The organism is Serratia sp. JKS296, from assembly GCF_900215445.1.
Classification (GTDB): Bacteria; Pseudomonadota; Gammaproteobacteria; order Enterobacterales; family Enterobacteriaceae; genus Serratia; species Serratia marcescens.
Genome location: NZ_OCMX01000001.1, coordinates 1,474,269 through 1,494,855, shown reverse-complemented (window position 1 = coordinate 1,494,855; position 20,587 = coordinate 1,474,269). Strand labels below are relative to the sequence as shown.

At 58.8% G+C, this 20,587-nt stretch carries 16 protein-coding genes; 1 reads left to right on the top strand and 15 read right to left on the bottom strand.

The genetic code is table 11. From position 1 onward, the window contains the following. Positions 1 to 56: 56 nt before the first annotated feature. Positions 57 to 1,886, bottom strand: coding sequence for a thiamine pyrophosphate-binding protein (locus CRO23_RS07080; protein ID WP_028127746.1), 1,830 nt, complete (start codon positions 1,884 to 1,886; stop codon positions 57 to 59). Positions 1,887 to 2,233: 347 nt separating this feature from the next. Between CRO23_RS07080 and CRO23_RS07075 the strand changes: the two genes are divergently transcribed. Further along, positions 2,234 to 3,106 (top strand): LysR family transcriptional regulator, encoded by an 873-nt coding sequence (locus CRO23_RS07075; RefSeq protein ID WP_004935995.1) that lies wholly within the window; start codon positions 2,234 to 2,236, stop codon positions 3,104 to 3,106. A 60-nt stretch (positions 3,107 to 3,166) separates the two neighbouring features. On the opposite strand, the gene nuoN is transcribed toward CRO23_RS07075, so the two are convergent. The 14 genes from nuoN to lrhA all read right to left on the bottom strand — a co-directional run bounded on the left by nuoN (position 3,167) and on the right by lrhA (position 19,886). After that, a complete protein-coding gene (gene nuoN / locus CRO23_RS07070) occupies positions 3,167 to 4,624 on the bottom strand; it encodes an NADH-quinone oxidoreductase subunit NuoN (protein WP_025303659.1) in 1,458 nt (485 codons plus the stop codon). Positions 4,625 to 4,630: 6 nt separating this feature from the next. Continuing rightward, positions 4,631 to 6,160 (bottom strand): NADH-quinone oxidoreductase subunit M, encoded by a 1,530-nt coding sequence (gene nuoM, locus CRO23_RS07065; RefSeq protein WP_004936002.1) that lies wholly within the window; start codon positions 6,158 to 6,160, stop codon positions 4,631 to 4,633. A 95-nt stretch (positions 6,161 to 6,255) separates the two neighbouring features. Further along, positions 6,256 to 8,103 (bottom strand): NADH-quinone oxidoreductase subunit L, encoded by a 1,848-nt coding sequence (nuoL, locus tag CRO23_RS07060; protein WP_015378577.1) that lies wholly within the window; start codon positions 8,101 to 8,103, stop codon positions 6,256 to 6,258. Continuing rightward, positions 8,100 to 8,402: an NADH-quinone oxidoreductase subunit NuoK gene (gene nuoK / locus CRO23_RS07055; RefSeq protein WP_004936014.1), complete on the bottom strand. Its 303-nt coding sequence runs from the start codon at positions 8,400 to 8,402 to the stop codon at positions 8,100 to 8,102. The genes nuoL and nuoK overlap by 4 nt, the downstream gene beginning before the upstream one ends. After that, positions 8,399 to 8,956 (bottom strand): NADH-quinone oxidoreductase subunit J, encoded by a 558-nt coding sequence (gene nuoJ, locus CRO23_RS07050; protein ID WP_004936018.1) that lies wholly within the window; start codon positions 8,954 to 8,956, stop codon positions 8,399 to 8,401. Before nuoJ ends, nuoK begins: the two co-directional genes overlap by 4 nt. Before the next feature lie 13 nt (positions 8,957 to 8,969). Further along, entirely contained in the window at positions 8,970 to 9,512 is a 543-nt protein-coding gene (gene nuoI / locus CRO23_RS07045; protein ID WP_025160170.1) for an NADH-quinone oxidoreductase subunit NuoI, read from the bottom strand. A 14-nt stretch (positions 9,513 to 9,526) separates the two neighbouring features. Continuing rightward, positions 9,527 to 10,504 (bottom strand): NADH-quinone oxidoreductase subunit NuoH, encoded by a 978-nt coding sequence (nuoH, locus tag CRO23_RS07040; protein ID WP_004936022.1) that lies wholly within the window; start codon positions 10,502 to 10,504, stop codon positions 9,527 to 9,529. Next, complete coding sequence (gene nuoG, locus CRO23_RS07035; protein ID WP_089185341.1) at positions 10,501 to 13,239, bottom strand: NADH-quinone oxidoreductase subunit NuoG; 2,739 nt, start codon at positions 13,237 to 13,239, stop codon at positions 10,501 to 10,503. The genes nuoH and nuoG overlap by 4 nt, the downstream gene beginning before the upstream one ends. 76 nt (positions 13,240 to 13,315) lie before the next feature. Beyond that, positions 13,316 to 14,662: an NADH-quinone oxidoreductase subunit NuoF gene (gene nuoF / locus CRO23_RS07030; protein WP_015378579.1), complete on the bottom strand. Its 1,347-nt coding sequence runs from the start codon at positions 14,660 to 14,662 to the stop codon at positions 13,316 to 13,318. Further along, positions 14,659 to 15,210, bottom strand: coding sequence for an NADH-quinone oxidoreductase subunit NuoE (nuoE, locus tag CRO23_RS07025; RefSeq protein ID WP_097101615.1), 552 nt, complete (start codon positions 15,208 to 15,210; stop codon positions 14,659 to 14,661). The genes nuoF and nuoE overlap by 4 nt, the downstream gene beginning before the upstream one ends. 2 nt (positions 15,211 to 15,212) lie before the next feature. Next, positions 15,213 to 17,009 carry an NADH-quinone oxidoreductase subunit C/D gene (gene nuoC, locus CRO23_RS07020; RefSeq protein WP_004936036.1) on the bottom strand — a complete coding sequence of 599 codons (1,797 nt, stop codon included), beginning with the start codon at positions 17,007 to 17,009 and terminating at the stop codon, positions 15,213 to 15,215. 96 nt (positions 17,010 to 17,105) lie between these two features. Continuing rightward, complete coding sequence (locus CRO23_RS07015; protein WP_004936039.1) at positions 17,106 to 17,780, bottom strand: NuoB/complex I 20 kDa subunit family protein; 675 nt, start codon at positions 17,778 to 17,780, stop codon at positions 17,106 to 17,108. Positions 17,781 to 17,795: 15 nt separating this feature from the next. Further along, entirely contained in the window at positions 17,796 to 18,233 is a 438-nt protein-coding gene (gene nuoA / locus CRO23_RS07010; RefSeq protein WP_004936040.1) for an NADH-quinone oxidoreductase subunit NuoA, read from the bottom strand. Between the two features lie 708 nt (positions 18,234 to 18,941). Further along, complete coding sequence (lrhA, locus tag CRO23_RS07005; protein WP_079450293.1) at positions 18,942 to 19,886, bottom strand: transcriptional regulator LrhA; 945 nt, start codon at positions 19,884 to 19,886, stop codon at positions 18,942 to 18,944. Between the last annotated feature and the right edge of the window lie 701 nt (positions 19,887 to 20,587).

Below are 20,587 nucleotides of genomic sequence, written 5' to 3'. Positions count from 1 at the left end.
AAAAATGCCAGGCGCCGCGCGCGGTGAACCTGGCGAGTTGAAAAAACAGCGTTGTGCTACAGTCCTTTGATGCGCTGCTCGTATTCCGCGATGCTCTCGGCGTAATAGCGGTTAGGCGCCGCAAAGTTGCCCACCATCACTTCGATGAGGTACGGCCCCGGATGTTTCGCCGCGGCGTCGAGGGCTTCGTCCAGATCCTCCAGCGTCTCCGCCTTCGCGGAGGCGACCCCCAGGCTGTTGGCAAACGCTTTCCAGTCATGGCTGGGCAAAGCGGTATAGTCAGCGGAAATGCCGCGATTTTGCAGCGTGTCGATGTGCATGGCGCCGTGCGCGTTGTTGTTCATCACCACGAACACCACCTTCACGCCATAACGCGCGGCGGTCTGAATTTCGATGCCGTGCATCAGCATGCAACCGTCGCCTGTCACCACGACGCAATCCCGCTGCGGTGCCGCCAGCTTGATGCCGATGCCCGCGCAAATGGCCCACCCCATCGGCGCCAGGGAGCTGGAGGTGTGATAATCTCCCCGCCCGGCCGCCAGCCAGTGATGCGCCATGAAGATGCGGTGTGCGCCCGAATCGACCACGACGTTGGTATCCGGATTCATGCGGCTGCGAATGTGTTTAATCGCATCGCCGGGATACAGCCGGCTTTCGCCCTGGGCGATGCGCGCCTGCAACGTCGGCTGCGGCTGTTCCAGCGGCAGTGCGCGAACCCCTTCCAACCAGGCGTCACGCAAGTGAGCCGCGTCGCCAAGCCGCGCGTCCTCATCGCCAACCGCGGCCAACAAACAGTGCAACGTACCGCTCAGGCTGGAAAATATCTGCAGATCCGGCTGGTAATGCGAGCTCACTTTGTCGAAGTCTTCGTCGATCGCCACCAGCGTTTTATTGCCGTGCAGTCTCGGGTTCCAGTTCAGACTGTCGCGCTGGCTGAGATCGCAGCCCAGCACCAGCAGCACGTCGACGCCTTCACCGTTGAGGGTTTCTACCGCGCGGGCATGCCCGGCAAAACCGTAGACCCCTAATGCCAGGGCGTGCCCTTCGGGAAACGCGCCCTTGCCGGACAACGTCGTGGCGACAGGCAAGCGGTATTTTTCCGCTACCCGCAACAACAGCGCGGCATCCTGCGGATTGTTCATCCGGTTGCCCACCAGGCAGGCGACGTTGAGGCCGCGCAGCAGATAATCATGCAGCAGCTGTTCCACCGCTTGCACATCCACGGCCGCTTCACGGTGCTGTGGCACTCGCTCAGGCTGGTCGCGACGATCGCCGAACGCGGTTTTCTTCTGCATGTCGACCGGCACGCTCAGATAGGCGCGCCCTTTCCGCTGTGGGTTCAGACTGGAGAGGCTGCGGCGCAGCTCATGCTGCAAGGTCAGGTTGTTTTTCGTTTCTATCGCGGCGCAAAGCAACGGTTTGACGATGGTCAGCTCATCGATGCCGCTGTTGCTGCCGTCCTGAAAAGCGCCCTGCGCCTCGTGATAGGTGGCGATGCTGCCGGCCAGGTACAGCACGGGGATCTTATCGGCTTGCGCGGCGGCCATCGCCGGCAGGAAATTCATGGTGCCGGGGCCTGAAATGCCCAAGCAGACGCCAAACTTTCGGCTGGCGCGGGCATAGCCATCGGCCATAAATCCGCATGCGGTTTCATGGGCACCGACGATGCCGACAATCTCGGAACGGTCAATAGAAGTGATTAACGGGTAAACCAGTTTGCCGGGGACCAAAAAGATATGTTGAATGCCGCGCGCTGCAAGGCCTTGAATAATGATATCGGCGTTGTTGCGTTCCATCTTCTCGGCGCCTGGCGCCACGGTAACTCTGACTCCGTCCTCCGTCGCCAGCGCAACGGGGGGGCACAGCATCTCTGCGTGAGACTCCATTTTTTTATATCCAGTCATATCATCGTGAGCTAACTTGATTCAGAGTCGATCCCACTTGGCGGTCGCCCAGAAATAACGGGAACCGGCTCTTATTCGTATTGCTTATGCATTAGGGTAGCCTTGGTGTAAAATATGCGTCGGGTCGCAGCATAAGCGCCGATAAGAATAAGCATTACCAGACAAAAATAAAGGTGCAAAACCGCTTCACGGTGATGCATTTATACATATCCTGAAACATTATAAATAATGATGATACGAAGCATTTTTTTCGGTCCCCACACCAGAATAAACACCGCATCACACCGCTTCCTTCCCCCTCCCGCCAGTCTGTACAGAGGAGGTGCGCAATGAACTGGGACGACGCCCGATTTTTTCTCGCCGTTGCGCGCTGCGGCACGCTACGCAAAGCCGCCAGCCAGCTGCATGTCGATCAGGCGACCGTCGGCCGACGGCTCTCCGCTTTCGAAGACGCGCTCGGCTCCAAGCTGTTTATCCGCACGCCGAAATCCTTCGCCCTCAGCCCGCTGGGGGAAGAAATGCTGGCGGACGTGATGAAGATGGAAAATGCGGTGCAGGCGATCAACCGTAAAGCCGCCAGCGGTGACGAAAGCCTGTGCGGCAACGTGCGCATCGCCACTACCGATACCTTGGCCGAAGCCTTCGTGATGCCGGCGCTGCAAGATCTGCGGGAACGCTATCCGGCCATCACCGTCACGCTGCTGACGGCGGTCAACATCGCCGATATTTCTTACCACGGCGCAGATCTGGCGATCCGCGGCGCCCGTCCCGATGACGATGAGCTGATCATCAAACGGTTAGCCACCATCGAAATGGGCCTGTATGCCACTCAGCACTATTTGGCGCGGCGCGGCATGCCGGTCAAAGGCGAGCAGTTGCGCGGCCACGATCTGCTGATGTTCCCGCGCGAGCTGGTGCCGCGCCACTGGAACAATTTCTGCGGCGAGGCTCTGCACGAGCCCAACGTCGTGCTGCAATGCAATTCGCAGCTGCTGCTGCGTTCCGCCACTCGCAGCGGGCTGGGCATCGGCCTGCTCTCCGCTTTTTTGGCGGACAAAGACCCGGAGCTGGTGCGCCTGTTCCCGGAGAACAAAGACTGGGTGGATATCTGGCTGGTGCTGCACCCCGATTTGCAACGCGCCGCCCGCGTGCGGGCGGTGGTGCAGGCGCTGGAAACGTCGTTTAGCGCCCATTACGGCTGAGTGCCGTTTCACCCATAAAAAAAGGCCGCCGAAGCGACCTTTTTACTGTCTGAAGCGTTATCAGAACGTCGGCTGCGCCATCTGCACCAGCGAAATCAGCGGCTGCGGATAAACACCCAACAGCAGCACCAGCGCGGCGGAGATCAGCACCACGACGCCACCGGCGGTCAACGCCCAGTTGTTCGGGGTGTCGCGCTGCAGCGATTCCGGCGCGCTGAGGAACAGGCTGACGGTCACGCGCAGGTAGTAGTACAGGCCGATGGCGCTGCCTACCACGACTGCGCCGGTCAGCCACCACAGGTGTGCGCTGACGCCCATCGCGATCACGAAGAACTTACCGATAAAGCCCAGCGTCATCGGAATACCGGCCAGCGACAGCATCATCACCGTCATCACCGCGGACAAGATTGGCTTATGCCAGAACAGGCCGCGGTAAGAGAACAGCGAATCCGCATCCGGACCGCGGTATGGGCTGGACATCAGGCTGACCACGCCGAAGGCGCCCAGGCTGCTGAACAGGTAACCGGCCAGATAAACGCCGGCGGTTTCCAGCGACAGCTGATGGGTTTGCACCGCAATCAGCGCCACCAGCAGGTAGCCCAGGTGAGCGATCGACGAGTAACCCAGCAGACGCTTGATGTTGGTCTGGCTGATGGCCATCAGGTTGCCGAACAAGATAGAACAGAACGCGATGATCGACAGCACCAGGCGCAGCGCTTCGTTGTCGGCGGCCGGGGCATACAGGAACAGACGCATCACGACCGCGAAGATCGCGATCTTGCTGGCGGTCGCCAGGAAGGTCGAAACCGGCGCAGGCGCGCCCTGATACACGTCCGGCGTCCACAGTTGGAACGGCACCAGCGACAGCTTGAAGCCCAGACCGACGATCATCATGCCCATGCCGGCCAGGATCAGCGGCTGGTGCATCATGTTTTCCTGCAGGCTCTTGCCGAGGCCGGCCAGCGACAGATCGCCGGATTCGGCGTACAGCAGCGCCATGCCGAACAGCAAGAACGACGACGCGGCGGCGGACAGCAGCATGTACTTGATGGCGGCTTCCAGCGGGCGCTTCTGGCGATAGGCGTAGCCCACCAGGCCGAACAGCGGCAGCGAGATAAGCTCAATGCCGATGAACAGCGAAGCCAGATGGTTGGCGCTCGCCAGCAGGATGCCGCCCATGGCGGCGATCAGCACCAGCAGGTAGAACTCTTCGCGGTTATCCGGATAGCCGACCAGCCACGGATAGGCGAAGGTGCAGGTCGCCAGACTCGCCAGCAGCACCAGCCCGGTGTAGAACATCGAGTAGCCGTCAACCCGCAGCAGCGGGGTGACGTCCATTGGGCCTGCCTGGCCGACAAAGTACAGCGAAAGCAGCGCCAGGTTGAGACCGATCACGGTCAGGGTGGCGTTGATAAAGTGGTCGCGTCGCCACGCAATGCCTAGCATCACAACCACCACCGTCAATCCGACGATCAACAGCGGCAGCAGTGCGATCAGTTGTTGAGGAGTTATTGTCATGGCGAATTACGGCCTTGTTGTTGAAATTGCTGAAACTGACGAACCAAACCAGTGTTGCACGTTGCTCATCGCCGCGTTGGAAGTATCCAGAATCGGCTGCGGGTAAACCCCCAGCAGAACCAGCAACACCACCAGCAGCAGAATGATGAACAATTCGCGCGCGGTCATGCCCTGCAGCGGCTGGTCTGACTTAGGCGCACCGTAGTAAGCGCGCTGCATCATGATCAGCGAGTAAACCGAAGCGAACACCAGACCGAAGGTGGAGATCACGGTGATCACCGGCACCACCTGGTAGCTGCCGAACAGAATCATGAATTCGCCGACGAAGTTACCGGTACCCGGCATCCCCAGCGTAGCCACGGCGAAGAACAGCGACAGCGCAGGGATGAACTTGATACGCCCCCACAGGCCGCCCATCTGACGCATGTCACGGGTGTGCAGACGCTCATACAGCTGGCCGCAGATGATAAACATACCGGCGGCGGACAGACCGTGCGCGATCATCTGGATCACGGCGCCCTGGTAAGCCAGCTGGCTGCCGGTGTAGATGGCGATCAGCACGAAGCCCATGTGCGATACCGAGGTGTAGGCGATAAGACGCTTGATGTCGGTCTGCGCGAACGCCATCCAGGCGCCGTAGAAGATGCCGACCACGCCCAGCCACATGGCGATTGGCGCAAACTCGTGCGAAGCCTCAGGGAACAGCGGCAGGCTGAAACGCAACAGGCCATAGGCCGCGGTTTTCAGCAAGATGCCCGCCAGGTCGACGGAACCTGCGGTCGGCGCCTGGCTGTGCGCGTCCGGCAACCAGCCGTGCAGCGGCACCACCGGCATTTTCACCGCGAAGGCGATGAAGAAGCCCAGCATCAGCAGATATTGCACGTTGTGGGACATCGGCGTTTGCAGCAGGTCTTCGTAATCGAAGGTCCACACGCCGGTGGCGTTGTAGTGCACGAACACCAGGCCCAGGATCGCAATCAGCATCACCAGACCGCTGGCCTGGGTGTAGATGAAGAACTTGGTCGCCGCGGTGATGCGGGTTTTACCGTCCGACGCCTTGTGGCCCCACAGCGCGATCAGGAAGTACATCGGCACCAACATCATTTCCCAGAAGAAGAAGAACAGGAACATGTCGATGGCGAGGAACACGCCGATAACGCCGCCCAGGATCCACAGCAGGTTGAGGTGGAAGAAGCCCTGATATTTCTGGATTTCACGCCAGGAACAGAGGATCGCCAGCACGCCCAGCAGACCGGTCAACACCACCATCAGCAGCGACAGACCGTCCAGCGCCAGGTGGATGGAGATGCCGAAGCGCGGGATCCACGGCAGCAGGAATTCGCTCTGCCACTGCGGAATGCCTTTCGGCGTGGTCAATGTATAGCCGCCCTGCATCCACAGCTGCAGAGAGAGCGCCAACGTCAGCCCCATTGCGATCAGCGCTATCCAGCGCGGCACCTTAGTACCGAAGCGCTCAAGCTGCCAGCACAGCAGACCGCCGATAAAGGGGATAAGAATTAGCCAAGGTAATAGCATGGCGTTTTGTGTCCCTTATACGAATAATTTCAAACTTTGTACGTAGCGCCTGCCCGGCGCTACGCCCGAAAAATGCGTCTGTTTAAATTATTCAATTAAACCAAAATCAACAGAGCCAATACGACCACTGCACCCACACCCATAGACGCTATATACCAACGCACCTGGCCGTTCTCGCTCACCGTCAGACCGCGGTTCCCCCAGCGGGAGAAGACGGCCGGCAGGTTCATCAGCGAGTTCAGCGGATCGCGCTGCAGCAGCTTCGCAATGCCCAGGTACGGCTTGACGAACACTTTGTCATACAGCCAGTCGAAGCCCCAGGCATGGAACCACCAGGTCGAGAAGAAACGACCCGGCGCGCTGTTGGCGATGCTGTTGACCAGGCTGCGTTTGCCCAGCCACAGCGCGGCCGCCAGCAGAATGCCGACGATAGCCACCACGCCGGAGGTGATTTCCAGCGTCAGCACGCTGCCGTGCGCCAGTTCGGTCGTCTCCGGCAGCACGCCCTGCAACGGCGGCACGATCATCGCGCCGACGAAGGTGGACAGCACCAGCAGAACCAGCAGCGGCAGGTGGTGAGTGATGCCTTTACCGGCATGCGCTTTGATTTTCTCTTCGCCATGGAACACGATGAAAATCATTCGGAAGGTGTACAGCGAGGTCATGAACGCACCGACCAGGCCGGCAACCATCAGGTTGATGTGGCCGTTAGCCATCGCGCCCGCCAGGATCTCGTCCTTACTGAAGAAGCCGGCCGTGACCAGCGGCAACGCGGACAGCGCCGCGCCCCCCACCAGGAAGCAGACGTACACCAGCGGGATGCTCTTGCGCAGACCGCCCATCTTGAAGATGTTTTGCTCGTGGTGGCAAGCCAGGATCACCGAACCGGACGACAGGAACAGCAGCGCCTTGAAGAACGCGTGGGTCATCAGGTGGAAGATCGCCGCGTCCCATGCCTGCACGCCCAGCGCCAGGAACATGTAACCGATCTGGCTCATGGTGGAGTAAGCGAGCACGCGCTTGATGTCGGTCTGCACCAGCGCGGCGAAGCCGGCCAGCAGCAGAGTGACCGCACCGACGATGCCCACCAGGTGCAGCACTTCCGGCGCCATCAGGAACAGGCCGTGCGTGCGGGCGATCAGATAGACGCCCGCGGTCACCATGGTCGCCGCGTGGATCAGTGCGGAAACCGGGGTTGGGCCCGCCATCGCGTCCGCCAACCAGGTTTGCAACGGCAGCTGCGCCGATTTACCGACCGCGCCGCCCAGCAGCATCAGGGTCGCCCAGGTGATGGCCGTATCGCCCACCGCCAGTTTCTGCGGCGCCAGGATCATCAGCTCGCGGATGTTCAGCGTGCCCAGCTCGTTGTAGAGGATGAACAGCGCAAACGCCAGGAACACGTCGCCCACGCGGGTGACGATAAAGGCTTTCATCGCCGCCGCGCCGTTGGCCGGATCTTTGTAGTAGAAACCGATCAACAGGTAGCTGCACAGGCCCACGCCTTCCCAACCCAGATACATCAGCAGCAGGTTGTCCGCCAGCACCAATACCACCATGCTGGCGATAAACAGGTTGGTGTAAGCGAAGAAGCGCGAATAGCCCTCTTCACCGCGCATGTACCAGGAAGCGAACATGTGGATGAAGAAGCCGACGCCGGTGACCACCGACAGCATGGTCAGCGACAGGCCGTCCAGCACCAGGGTCACGCCGATATTGAAGTTGCCAACGGCCATCCAGGTCCACAGGCTTTGCTCGAACAGCTGCACGCCGGCGGCTTTCTGGGCGAAGAAATCCATCGCCACATACACCGTGACCAGCGCAGCCAGGCCGATAGAACCCACGCCGACGGTGGCCGCCGTGTTTTCAGACCAACGACCGCGGGAAAATGCCAACAGCAGGAACCCGATCAGCGGTAGCAGAATTGTTAAATATAATAGGTTCATCCGCGCATCTCACTGACAGTATCAATATTCAGGGTATGACGACGACGGTAGAGCTGCAGCAGCAGCGCCAGGCCGATACTGGCCTCAGCTGCCGCCAGGCTGATCGCCAGGATGTACATCACCTGCCCGTCCGCCTGGCCCCAGTAGCTTCCCGCCACGATAAACGCCAACGCCGCAGCGTTGATCATCACTTCCAGGCTGATCAGCATAAACAGCAGGTTGCGGCGCACCAGCAGCCCGGTCAAACCGAGCACAAACAGGATAGCCGCCAGGATCAGGCCGTGTTGAAGAGGGATCATGCTTGCTCCTCCGATTTTCTTCTCGCCATTTCGCCACCCACCGGCGCGTTGCTCAGCACCTCGCCAGGCTTGTGCTCGCGGCCGATATGGAAGGCGACAACCAGACCCGCCAACAGCAGCATTGAAGCCAGCTCAACCGCCAGTACGTAAGGCCCGAACAGGCTGATGCCCACCGCCTTCGCGTCAACCATCTCACCGCTGATGCCCTGATCGGATACGCTGCGGATCGCAACGATCAATACCACCAGCAGCGCCAGCGACAGCAGGCCAGGCCCGATCCACACCGTCGGCTTCATCCAGTCGCGCTCTTGCTGCTGCACGTTGCCGAGGTTAAGCATCATCACCACGAACACGAACAGCACCATGATGGCGCCCGCATAAACGATGATTTCCAACGCGGCGGCAAAGTAGGCGCCGAGAGAGAAGAAGACTGCCGAGATCGCCAATAACGAGACGATCAGATACAGCAGCGCATGCACAGGGTTGGTATGGGTGATCACGCGAATCGTCGCGGCCACCGCAATCAAACCTGCCAGATAAAATGCAATTTCCATGCTTGCTGGCTCCTTAGGGCAACAGACCTTTGACGTCGATCGGTTTGGCTTCGTTTTCGGCTTCGCCTTTGGCTTTGCCGTCAATCGCCATACCGGCCATCCGGTAGAAGTTATATTCCGGATATTTACCCGGCCCCGAGATCAACAGATCCTCTTTTTCGTACACCAGATCCTGACGCTTGTACTCGCCCAGTTCGAAATCCGGCGTCAGCTGGATAGCGGTAGTTGGGCAAGCCTCTTCGCACAGGCCGCAGAAGATGCAGCGCGAGAAGTTGATGCGGAAGAACTCCGGATACCAACGGCCGTCTTTCTGTTCTGCCTTTTGCAGCGAGATACAGCCGACCGGGCAGGCAACCGCACACAGGTTACAGGCGACGCAGCGCTCTTCGCCGTCCGGATCGCGCGTCAGCACGATGCGGCCGCGGTAGCGCGGCGGCAGGTAAACCGGTTCTTCCGGATACATCTGGGTTTCGCGCTTGGCGAAGGCATGCATGCCAATCATCCAAATGCTGCGCACCTGGGTGCCGAAACCAACCACTAACTCTTTCAATGTCATGGTTTATTCACCCCTTATTGAGCGTTGTACAAAATGACCGCGGCGGTTGCCAGCAGGTTCAGCAGCGTCAGCGGCAGGCACACTTTCCAGCCGAAGGACATCACCTGGTCATAACGCGGACGCGGCAGCGCGGCGCGGATCAGGATGAACATCATCATGAAGAAGGCCGTTTTCAACGCGAACCAGATGAATGGCGGCAGGAACGGACCCTGCCAGCCGCCGAAGAACAACGTCACAATCAGGGCGGACACGGTGACGATACCGATGTATTCCCCCACGAAGAACAGACCGAACTTCATGCCGGAATATTCGATGTGGTAACCGTCAGCCAGTTCCTGCTCGGCTTCCGGCTGGTCAAACGGGTGACGGTGACACACCGCCACGCCGGCGATCGCGAAGGTCACGAAGCCGAAGAACTGCGGAATGACGTTCCAGACGTGCGCCTGAGATTCAACGATGGCCTGCATGTTGAATGAATCCGCCTGCATCACCACGCCCATCAGCGACAGGCCGATGAACACTTCGTAGCTCAGGGTTTGCGCGGAGGCACGCATCGCGCCCAACAGCGAGTATTTGTTGTTGCTCGACCATCCGGCGAACAGCACGGCGTACACCGCCAGGCCGGCCATCATCAGGAAGAACAGAATACCGATGTTGAGATCGGACACCGCCCAGGTCGGGCTGACCGGTACGATGGCAAATGCCAGCAACAGGGAAGTAAAGGCGATCATCGGCGCCAGGGTGAAGATCACCCGGTCGGAGAATCTCGGCACCCAGTCTTCCTTGAAGAACATTTTGATCATGTCGGCGACCAGCTGCAGCGAGCCGCCCCAGCCTACGCGGTTCGGTCCGTAGCGGTTCTGGAACAGGCCGAGCAGACGGCGTTCGCCGAAGCTCATGAACGCCCCGCACGCCACGACCACCAACAGGATCACGACCGCTTTAAGAATGGCGATCAAGATGTCGATCACCTCAGGGGTAAACCAGCTCATCGTGCCGCCTCCCGCAGATTGTCTACCTTAGCACCCACCAAGATCGGCGGGATCCCTGGCAAGCCGAGCGGCAAACCAACCTGGCCCTGGGTCAGGGTTTCACTCAGACGCACCGGCAGACGCAGGGTCTGGCCCGCGCAGTTGAACTCCACCAGGCTGCCCGCGTTGACGCCAAGCGTCGCCGCATCGGCCGGGTTGACCATCACGTAGGCTTCCGGCATGCGCTGCTGGATCACGTGAGAGCGCTGCGACATTTCATCGCTGCCGAACAGGTGGTAGTAAGGCGCGACACGCCAGCCGTCGTTCGGATTGAAGGCGGCAGGCACGCGATCGAAGTAACCGAGGCTGCCCTCCCCCGCTTCAATCAGGCGCACGCCCGGATCGCCGTGGCGCAGTTTGCCGCCCACTTCGGCCTGGAACTTGTTCCATGCCTGCGGTGAGTTCCAGCCTGGCGCCCAGGCGAACGGGATCTGCTGACGATCGGCCAGCGGGCTGTTGTTCCCTTCCATCGAGAAGGCGAACATGGTGTCTTTATCCTGCGGCTGACGCGGCTCGTGCACGCTGATGTTGGCGCGCATGGCGGTACGGCCGCTGGAGCGGTGCGGCGAACGCGCCAGCTTCTGACCGCGAATGCGGAACGTCGCGTCCGGCGCGGCATCGACGATGCCCTGCAGCTGCGGCAACGCGGCGACGCAAGCGGCGATCACGTCATCGAGCTGAGTCCAGTCCACATGGCGGCTGGTGTAGGTGGAGTGCAGCGAGTGCATCCAGCGCCAGCTTTCCAGCATCACGGTGAACTGATTCTTCTTGGCGTCGTCGTAGTAAGCCGGATCGTACACCTGGAAGAAGCGCTGCGCGCGGCCTTCCTGGTTGATCAGCGTACCGTCGCTCTCGGCGAAGCTGGCCGAGGAGAGGATCAGGTTGGCTTTGTCCATGATCGCGGTGCGCTGGTGGTCGGCGACGATCAGGTTGTTGACCTTGGCCAACGCCGCGTCCACCTGCGCCGCCGGCGCATGACGATAGAGATCGTTTTCCATCACGATGGCGGTGTCGGCTGCGCCGCTCGCCAGCTGTTCCAGCGCCTGATCGAGCGAACCGCCGCCGATCATCGCCAGGCCCATGCTGTTGGCTGCGCCCGCCACGAAGGTGATGCCGACGTCGGCACCGCGGCCCTTCAACGCTTTGGCGATGTTGGCCGCCGCTTCGATGATGGCTTCGCTGCCGGCGTTGCTGCCGGTAATGATCAGCGGTTTGCGTGCGCCGGTCAGCGCCTGCACGATGATATCGACTTTCTTGTTCAGGCCTTCAGCCAGATCGTTCACCGCCGGCGCTGCGCTATCCAGCGCGTGAGCGATGGCGAAGCCGAAGCGCGCCTGCTCGTCAACCGGCGCGCGGTAGTTCCAGGCGGCGATGTCGTCCAGGCGGGTGTTGTCGACGTTGGTGGTGAACAGCGGGTATTTGGCGTGCTGGCCGATGTTCTGCACCGCCGCGATCTGCCAGTCGGCAACGCGCTGCGCCGCCGCCATCGCGCGGGCTTTCCCCTTGACGGCCTGACGCACGGACAGCGCGATGCGCGCGCCGGTTTGCGTCAGGTCTTCGCCCAGCACCAGCACCGCGTCGTAATCCTCGATCTCGCGCAGCGCCGGCGTATGAACGCCGCCGTTTTTCAGCACGTTCAGCATCAGCGCCAGGCGTGATTGCTCAGCCTGAGCGATACCGGTGTAGTAGTTCTCGGCGCCGACCAGCTCGCGCAGTGCGAAGTTGCTTTCCAGGCTGGCGCGCGGGGAGCCGATGCCGATGGTTTTCTTCGCCTGACGCAGGATGTCCGCCGCGCCCTGCATCGCCTGCTCGGCGTTCAGGGTGATCCAGTCATCGCCGCGCAGCTGCTGCGGTTGACGCGGACGATCTTTCTGGTTGACGTAGCCGTAACCGAAACGGCCGCGGTCGCACAGGAAGTAGTGGTTCACGCTGCCGTTGTAACGGTTTTCGATACGGCGCAGCTCGCCATAGCGCTCGCCCGGGCTGGTATTACAGCCGATGCTGCACTGCTGGCAAATGCTCGGCGCGAACTGCATGTCCCATTTACGGTTGTAGCGTTCGGAGTGCGTTTTGTCGGTGAAGACGCCGGTCGGGCACACTTCCACCAGGTTGCCGGAGAACTCGCTTTCCAGCGTGCCGCTTTCCGGGCGACCAAAGTAGACGTTGTCGTGCGCGCCGTACACGCCGAAGTCGGTGCCGTCCGCATAGTCTTTGTAGTAACGCACGCAGCGATAGCAGGCGATGCAGCGGTTCATCTCGTGCGAGATAAACGGCCCCAGCTCCTGGTTGTTGTGGGTGCGCTTGGTAAAGCGGTAGCGACGGAAGCTGTGGCCGGTCATTACCGTCATATCCTGCAGGTGACAGTTACCGCCTTCCTCACAGACCGGGCAATCGTGCGGGTGGTTGGTCATCAACCACTCGACCACGCTTTCACGGAACTGCTTCGCTTCGCCGTCATCGATGGAGATGAAGGTGCCATCGGATGCCGGGGTCATACAGGACATCACCAAACGGCCGCGCGTATCTTCCGCGTTTTGGTATTGCTTTACCGCACATTGGCGGCAAGCGCCGACGCTTCCCAGCGCCGGATGCCAGCAAAAGTAAGGAATATCAAGGCCGAGGGAGAGACAAGCCTGCAGCAGGTTGTCCGCCCCGTCTACCTCATACTCTTTGCCGTCTACATGAATCGTAGCCATAGTCAGCATGCTTCCAAGTGGCCTGCCTTGCGGCAGGCGTTAATCAAAAATTCTGGCCGTGTTCGGGCGAGTCGGCTTACCAGCGTTGCTTCAGCAGATTGTTCGGCTGAATGCCGCCAATCGCATGCGCGTTGCCGAAGTGCTGCACGGCGATACCCGCCTCGAACTCTTCACGGAAATATTTAATCGCGCTTTGCAGTGGCTCTACGGCACCTGGCGCGTGGGCGCAGAAGGTTTTGCCCGGGCCGAGGGAACGGCACAGCTGTTCGAGGGTTTCGATATCCCCCGGCTGCCCTTCGCCGTTTTCCAACGCGCGCAGAATCTTCACGCTCCACGGCAGGCCATCGCGGCAAGGCGTACACCAGCCGCAGGACTCGCGGGCGAAGAACTCTTCCAGGTTGCGCACCAGCGGCACCATGCCGATCTCGTGGTCAACCGCCATCGCCAACGCGGTGCCGAGACGACTGCCGGCTTTGCCGATCGCGCCGTATTCCATCGGCAGATCGAGGTGATCGGCGGTCAGGAAGTCGGTGCCCGCGCCGCCCGGCTGCCAGGCTTTGAAACGCAGACCGTCGCGCATGCCGCCGGCATAGTCTTCCAGGATTTCGCGCGCGGTGGTGCCGAACGGCAGTTCCCAGACGCCCGGATTTTTCACCCGGCCGGAGAAGCCCATCAGCTTGGTGCCTTTGTCTTCACTGCCGGAGATGCCGGTGTACCACTCCACGCCGTTCGCCAAAATGGCCGGCACGTTGCACAGCGTTTCGACGTTGTTGACGCAGGTCGGCTTGCCCCAGACGCCGGCGCTGGCCGGGAATGGCGGCTTGGAGCGCGGGTTGGCGCGGCGGCCTTCCAGCGAGTTGATCAGCGCGGTTTCTTCGCCGCAGATGTAACGGCCGGCGCCGGTGTGCACGATCAGCTCGAAATCAAATCCGGTGCCGAGAATGTTCTTGCCCAGATAGCCGGCTTCGGTGGCTTCCGCGATAGCGCGACGCAGGTGCGCCGCCGCTTCGATGTACTCGCCGCGCAGGAAGATGTACCCGCGGTAGGCTTTCAGCGCGAACGCGGAGATCAGCATGCCTTCCACCAGCAGGTGCGGCAGCTGCTCCATCAGCAGGCGGTCTTTGTAAGTGCCCGGCTCCATCTCATCGGCGTTACACAGCAGGTAACGGATGTTCATGGATTCGTCCTTCGGCATCAGGCTCCACTTCAAACCGGTGGAGAAGCCCGCGCCGCCGCGGCCCTTCAGCCCGGAATCTTTCACCAGGCCGACGATCTCGTCCGGGGCCAGGCCTTTGAGGGCCTTCTCTGCGCCGGCATAGCCGTTTTTGCTGCGGTATTCGTCCAGCCACAGCGGCTGCTTGTCATCGCGCAGACGCCAGGTCAGCGGATGCGTTTCGGGAGTGCGTACAATGTGCTTGGTCATTGATACTGCTCCAGTAGCGTCTCGATATCTTCAGGCTTCAGCTGACTGTGAGTGTCCTCGTCAATCATCATGGTCGGCCCTTTATCGCAGTTGCCCAGACAGCAGGTCGGCAACAGCGTGAAGCGGCCATCAAAGGTGGTTTGACCCGGCTTGATGTTCAGCTTCTTCTCGATAGCGGCCTGAATGCCCTGGTAACCGGTGATGTGACAAACAACGCTGTCACAATAACGGATCACGTGACGTCCTACTGGCTGACGGAAAATCTGGCTGTAGAACGTGGCCACGCCTTCTACGTCGCTGGCGGGGATGCCCAGCACTTCCGCGATGGCGTAAATCGCACCGTCCGGAACCCAACCGCGCTGCTTCTGCACAATTTTCAGTGCTTCGATGGACGCGGCGCGCGGATTCTCGTAATGGTGCTTTTCGTGCTCGATCGCATCACGTTCTTCCGCGCTCAGTACAAATGCATCAACGCCGCTCTGAGGAGCGGCTGCGTTGATGGGCTCGAGCGCATCGTTGACTGCGTGATTGTCTTTTTGATCATGCATAGTTAGCGGTCCACATCTGACATTACAAAATCGATACTACCCAGATAGACGATCAGGTCGGAAACCAGGCTGCCTCGGATGACCGATGGGATCTGCTGCAGGTGCGCAAAGCTCGGCGTACGTACCCGGGTGCGATAGCTCATGGTGCTGCCGTCGCTGGTCAGGTAGTAGCTGTTGATCCCTTTGGTGGCTTCAATCATCTGGAATGATTCGTTGGCTGGCATCACCGGGCCCCAGGAAACCTGCAGGAAGTGGGTGATCAGCGTTTCAATGTGCTGCAGCGTGCGCTCTTTCGGCGGCGGCGTAGTCAGCGGGTGATCGGCCTTGAACGGGCCTTCCGGCATGTTGTTCAGGCACTGTTCGAGGATGCGCAGGCTCTGGCGCAGCTCTTCCACCTTCAGCATCACGCGGGTGTAGCAGTCGCTGGTGCCGTCGCCGACCGGCACTTCGAAGTCGAAGTTCTCGTAGCCGGAGTACGGACGCCATTTACGCACGTCGAACTCCACGCCGGTCGCGCGCAGGCCGGCGCCGGTCACGCCCCACTCCAGCGCTTCTTTGGCGTTGTAAGACGCGACGCCGATGGAGCGGCCTTTCAGGATGCTGTTCTTCAGCGCCGCTTTCACGTAGGAGTCCAGACGCTTCGGCATCCAGTCGAGGAATTCACGCAGCAGGCGATCCCAGCCGCGCGGCAGATCGTGCGCGACGCCGCCGATGCGGAACCAGGCCGGGTGCATACGGAAACCGGTGATCGCTTCCACCAGATCGTAGATTTTCTGACGATCGGTAAAGGCGAAGAACACCGGGGTCATCGCGCCGACGTCCTGAATGAAAGTGGAGATGTACAGCAGGTGGCTGTTGATGCGGAACAGCTCGGACAGCATCACGCGGATGGTGTCGACGCGCTCGGGCACCTTGATGCCGGCCAGCTTCTCGACCGCCAACACATAAGGCATTTCGTTCACGCAGCCGCCGAGGTACTCGATGCGGTCGGTGTACGGGATGTAGCTGTGCCAGGATTGACGCTCGCCCATCTTCTCGGCGCCGCGGTGGTGATAGCCGATATCCGGCACGCAGTCGACGATCTCTTCGCCGTCCAGCTGCAGAATGATGCGGAACGCACCGTGCGCGGACGGGTGGTTCGGGCCGAGGTTGAGGAACATGAAGTCTTCGTTCTCGGTGCCGCGCTTCATGCCCCAGTCTTCCGGCTTGAAGGTCAGCGCTTCCATTTCCAGATCTTCTTTCTGCTTGGTCAGCACGAAAGGATCGAATTCAGTGGCTCGCGCCGGGTAGTCCTTGCGCAGCGGGTGCCCTTCCCAGGTCTGCGGCATCATGATGCGCGACAGGTGCGGGTGGCCGTCGAAGGTGATGCCGAACATTTCCCAGGTTTCGCGCTCGTACCAGTTGGCGTTCGGGAACACCTTGGTCGCCGTCGGCACGTGCAGGTCTTTTTCAGACAGCGCCACCTTCAGCATGATGTCGCGGTTGCGCTCGATGGAGATCAGATGGTAGAAAACGGAGAAATCCGCAGCGGGCAGGCCGTCGCGGTGGGTGCGAAGGCGTTCATCCACGCCATGCAGATCGAACAGCATGACATACGGCTTCGGCTGTTTTCTCAGGAACGTCATTACTTCCAGTAACTGGTCAGGTTTAACCCATACCACGGGCATGCCGGTACGAGTGGCCTGAACAGTAAAGGCTTCCGGCCCAAAACGGTTGCGCAGTTCGCCGATCACCGGGTCGTCAAGGTGATCTCGGGTCTGCCAGGCAGGCAAGGCGTCGTGCGTCGTCAAATCTGTCATAATTTTTTTTCACCACACTAAAGGGTTATTCGCCGCAAGTTTCACTTTTCGCTGTGTTAACCAATAGCGCACTAAGATGGACGTTAAATGAACGTCTTAAATCTCGTCAGGCGTCCGGAGGTTGGTCACCGCGATGCGCTCGCCGTGTTTACGCTCTCTTTCAGACTGCATATTGGCGCGGTAAACGCCCTGATCGCCGACAACCCACGACAGCGGGCGACGTTCTTTGCCGATGGATTCCTGCAGCAGCATCAGCGCTTGCATGTAGGCTTCCGGACGCGGTGGGCAGCCGGGAATGTACACGTCGACCGGCAGGAACTTGTCCACGCCCTGCACCACGGAATAGATGTCGTACATGCCGCCGGAGTTGGCGCAGGCGCCCATCGAGATCACCCACTTAGGCTCCAGCATCTGCTCGTACAGGCGCTGGATGACCGGGGCCATTTTGGTGAAGCAGGTCCCGGCTACCACCATCAGGTCAGCCTGACGCGGGGAGGCGCGCAACACTTCCGCACCGAAACGCGCCACGTCGTGAACGGCGGTAAACGACGTCACCATCTCCACGTAACAGCACGAAAGGCCGAAGTTATACGGCCAAATAGAGTTTTTACGCCCCCAGTTCACCATGTCATGCAGCGCATGTTCGAGTTTACCCATGTAAACCGTGCGGTGAACCTGTTGTTCCAGGGGATCGGCGACGATCTCCTGTTTTTGCAGGGGATAACGGTCGTTCTCACCGTTCGGGTCTATGCGGGTGAGCGTATAGTCCATCTTAATGCCTCGCTGTTACTGCGGATGACTGTTGGTGTTAGTGATCGTGCTCGGTTTGCTGCGGCGTTGGGAACGCGCCGGAGTCCAATCCAACGCGCCGATGCGCACCAGATAAACCAGACCGGCCAATAGCACCAAAATGAAAATGGCGGCTTCGATAAAGCCCACCCAGCCGCTCTCGCGAATCGAGACCGACCAGGCATACAGGTATAAGGCTTCAACGTCGAAAATAACGAAGAACATGGCCACCAGGTAGAACTTGGCGGACAAGCGCATGCGCGCCGTGCCGACCGAGTCGATGCCTGATTCAAACGGGGTGTGTTTGGCGCGCGCCCGGGCTCTCCCGCCCAAGAAGAACGCACCCAGCAGCATTAAGCCGCAAAGCCCGATAGCCACGACGAGAAATACGGCGAGCGCCCAGTGATGAGCGATAACTTCAGTGGTTGTTGACATACTCTATGCTTACTCATCAAAAGTGGCGTCGATCGCACTGCTCTTGTCACCGGCAGTTAGTGCGCCACATCGATTTAAGGGAAGGATAAATAACCACACAAACAAACTGCTTTTACAGCGAGTTAGGCAGCGTTTTTCTGTGGGCTTTTTACTCCTTTCTATAACCTTTTGTCAACTTTGACAAAAGTATCTACACACTAGTTTACATACGTATCATTTGATTAACATTTGATGCGCCAGGGACAGGCTAAATCGTGTCAGTTAATTTTTGTGTAGAAACAGATAGATATAAACCAACATGCACATTTCAGTTTTACTATACCATTGTCTCAGGAATTCCCTGTTCTTCCACTCACTACCTAGGGGTATTTTTTTGATCCAGGACACGTTTTCAGCATAAATCCTCAAAAAAAGTGTGGCCCTTTAACAATTTCCCTCAAATTAAGCCGCAAAAACGACCGCCATAAGCTAACAAAATAACCCTGCTATTACCATGCCTTTAACTCATTCAATCTTATTGTGCAAAAAACGAACCCAGCATCTTAAATCCGGTCAAACTCTCTTTTCAGCAACGCTTAAAAGTTAATAAAACAGACGACTCATAACAAAATCACACTTAAACCTCTATAACAGTAGAAATCATCAAAAAACGGCCAAAAAAAACCTCCGCCGAAGCAGAGGTTTTTCATCAGATATCACGTCGCGGCGTTATTCTTCTTCGTCCACCAGGCTGGCATCATCCTGATCGCTCTGGAGACCGGCTTCCGCGCCGTTGAAGCCATAGCCGTCATCGCCGCCCTGCATCGCGCTGAAGATGGCCATGGCCAGTTCGTTGCTGCACTGCGCGTTTTTGCACAGCACATACTGGGTATCCGGCAGCGGCGGCAAACCTTCCACCGCGCCCAGCACCCGCAGATCGGGGCTCATCATCTCGATCGGCCGCGCGGTCACGCCCAGGCCGGCCTTACAGGCCGCCCGCACCGCGGACAGCGTGGAGGCGACGTAGGCGATACGCCACGGGATACCGGCTTCGTCCAACTGTTTGATCGCCAGCGCGCGGAACGGGCTTGGTTCATCCATCACCACCAGCGGGATAGGTTCGCCGGCCTGATAGTGATAATCGGCAGCGCAGTACCACAGCGTCGGCGACGTGCGCAGCACGATGTGCGGGTGCCCGGCCGGATCGGCCGTGGTCACCGCCAGATCGATCTCCCCCTCTTCCAGCAGATCGACCATCGTCGTGCTGCGCTTTACGCGCACGTCAATGGCCAGCTTCGGATAAATGGCGGTCACGCGGTTCAACAAGAAAGGCAGAATGGTATCGGCGGTGTCGTCGGAAGCGCCGATGGTCAGAACACCTTTAATATTGTTGTACATCAGCGAGGTACAGGCTTCGTCGTTAAAGCGCAGGATCTTCCTGGCATAACCGAGAAGCTGAATACCATGCTCAGTCAGGAGTTTGTTGCGCCCATGGCGGGCAAACAGTTCTTTGCCGACCAGTTGCTCTAATCGCTGCATTTGTTGGCTGACGGCTGATTGCGTACGGCAAACGGCAACAGCCGCCGCCGCGAAGGTATTCAAATCAGCAACCGCAACAAAGGTTCTTAGCAGATCGAGGTCGAGATTAAGTATCGGACGATTTGCAGTTGTCATAGTGTATTCTTCACTTTTTTAAATTCTAATTTACGAACTACTACCCTGGTGTGTTTCTCAGACGCCGTTGAAAAGGACGGAGCCTGTTATGACAGTACCCCACTCATAAGTGGAGGGCAAAAAAATTACTTATGATTCGTTACCTCTATCGCTTTTTAAAATGCGATCTATCGATGGTGCTTATAGAACGCGGGGGACTGAATACCGGTGGGAAGGGAAAACCCCCACCGAACCTGAGATTTTACTCATTGATACTGCCTAATTTCCACTCCATTCGTGCTACTGAGAATCCTTATCAACCGGCGTTCAGGCTGCATTACAGAGTAAGAAAAATAAATAATTAACGGCACCAACGTCGTGTTATCACTCAATGAATTTAATAAATTCAATCAGTAAGATTTTTACTTTAAATAATAATCCTATAACCACATAAACAATGCTTAAGCTGAAATATAAAGTAAAGCTAATGTAAATATGCCATTTTTTTAGTGTGGTGCGCTAACCGGCAACCCGCTATCAGACAACTCCGGTATTATCGTTCCTTTACAGTTTATTGAAGCCTATTCTCACTTTCGGCTTATCAGTTCACTGCTGCCGGCCGCGATCGCCGACACGTCTCGTTTATCGACACGTGATTTTACAGAACAAAACCCTAGTAAAATTATAGTTCATGAAATTATGAACCACAAAATAACTTTACC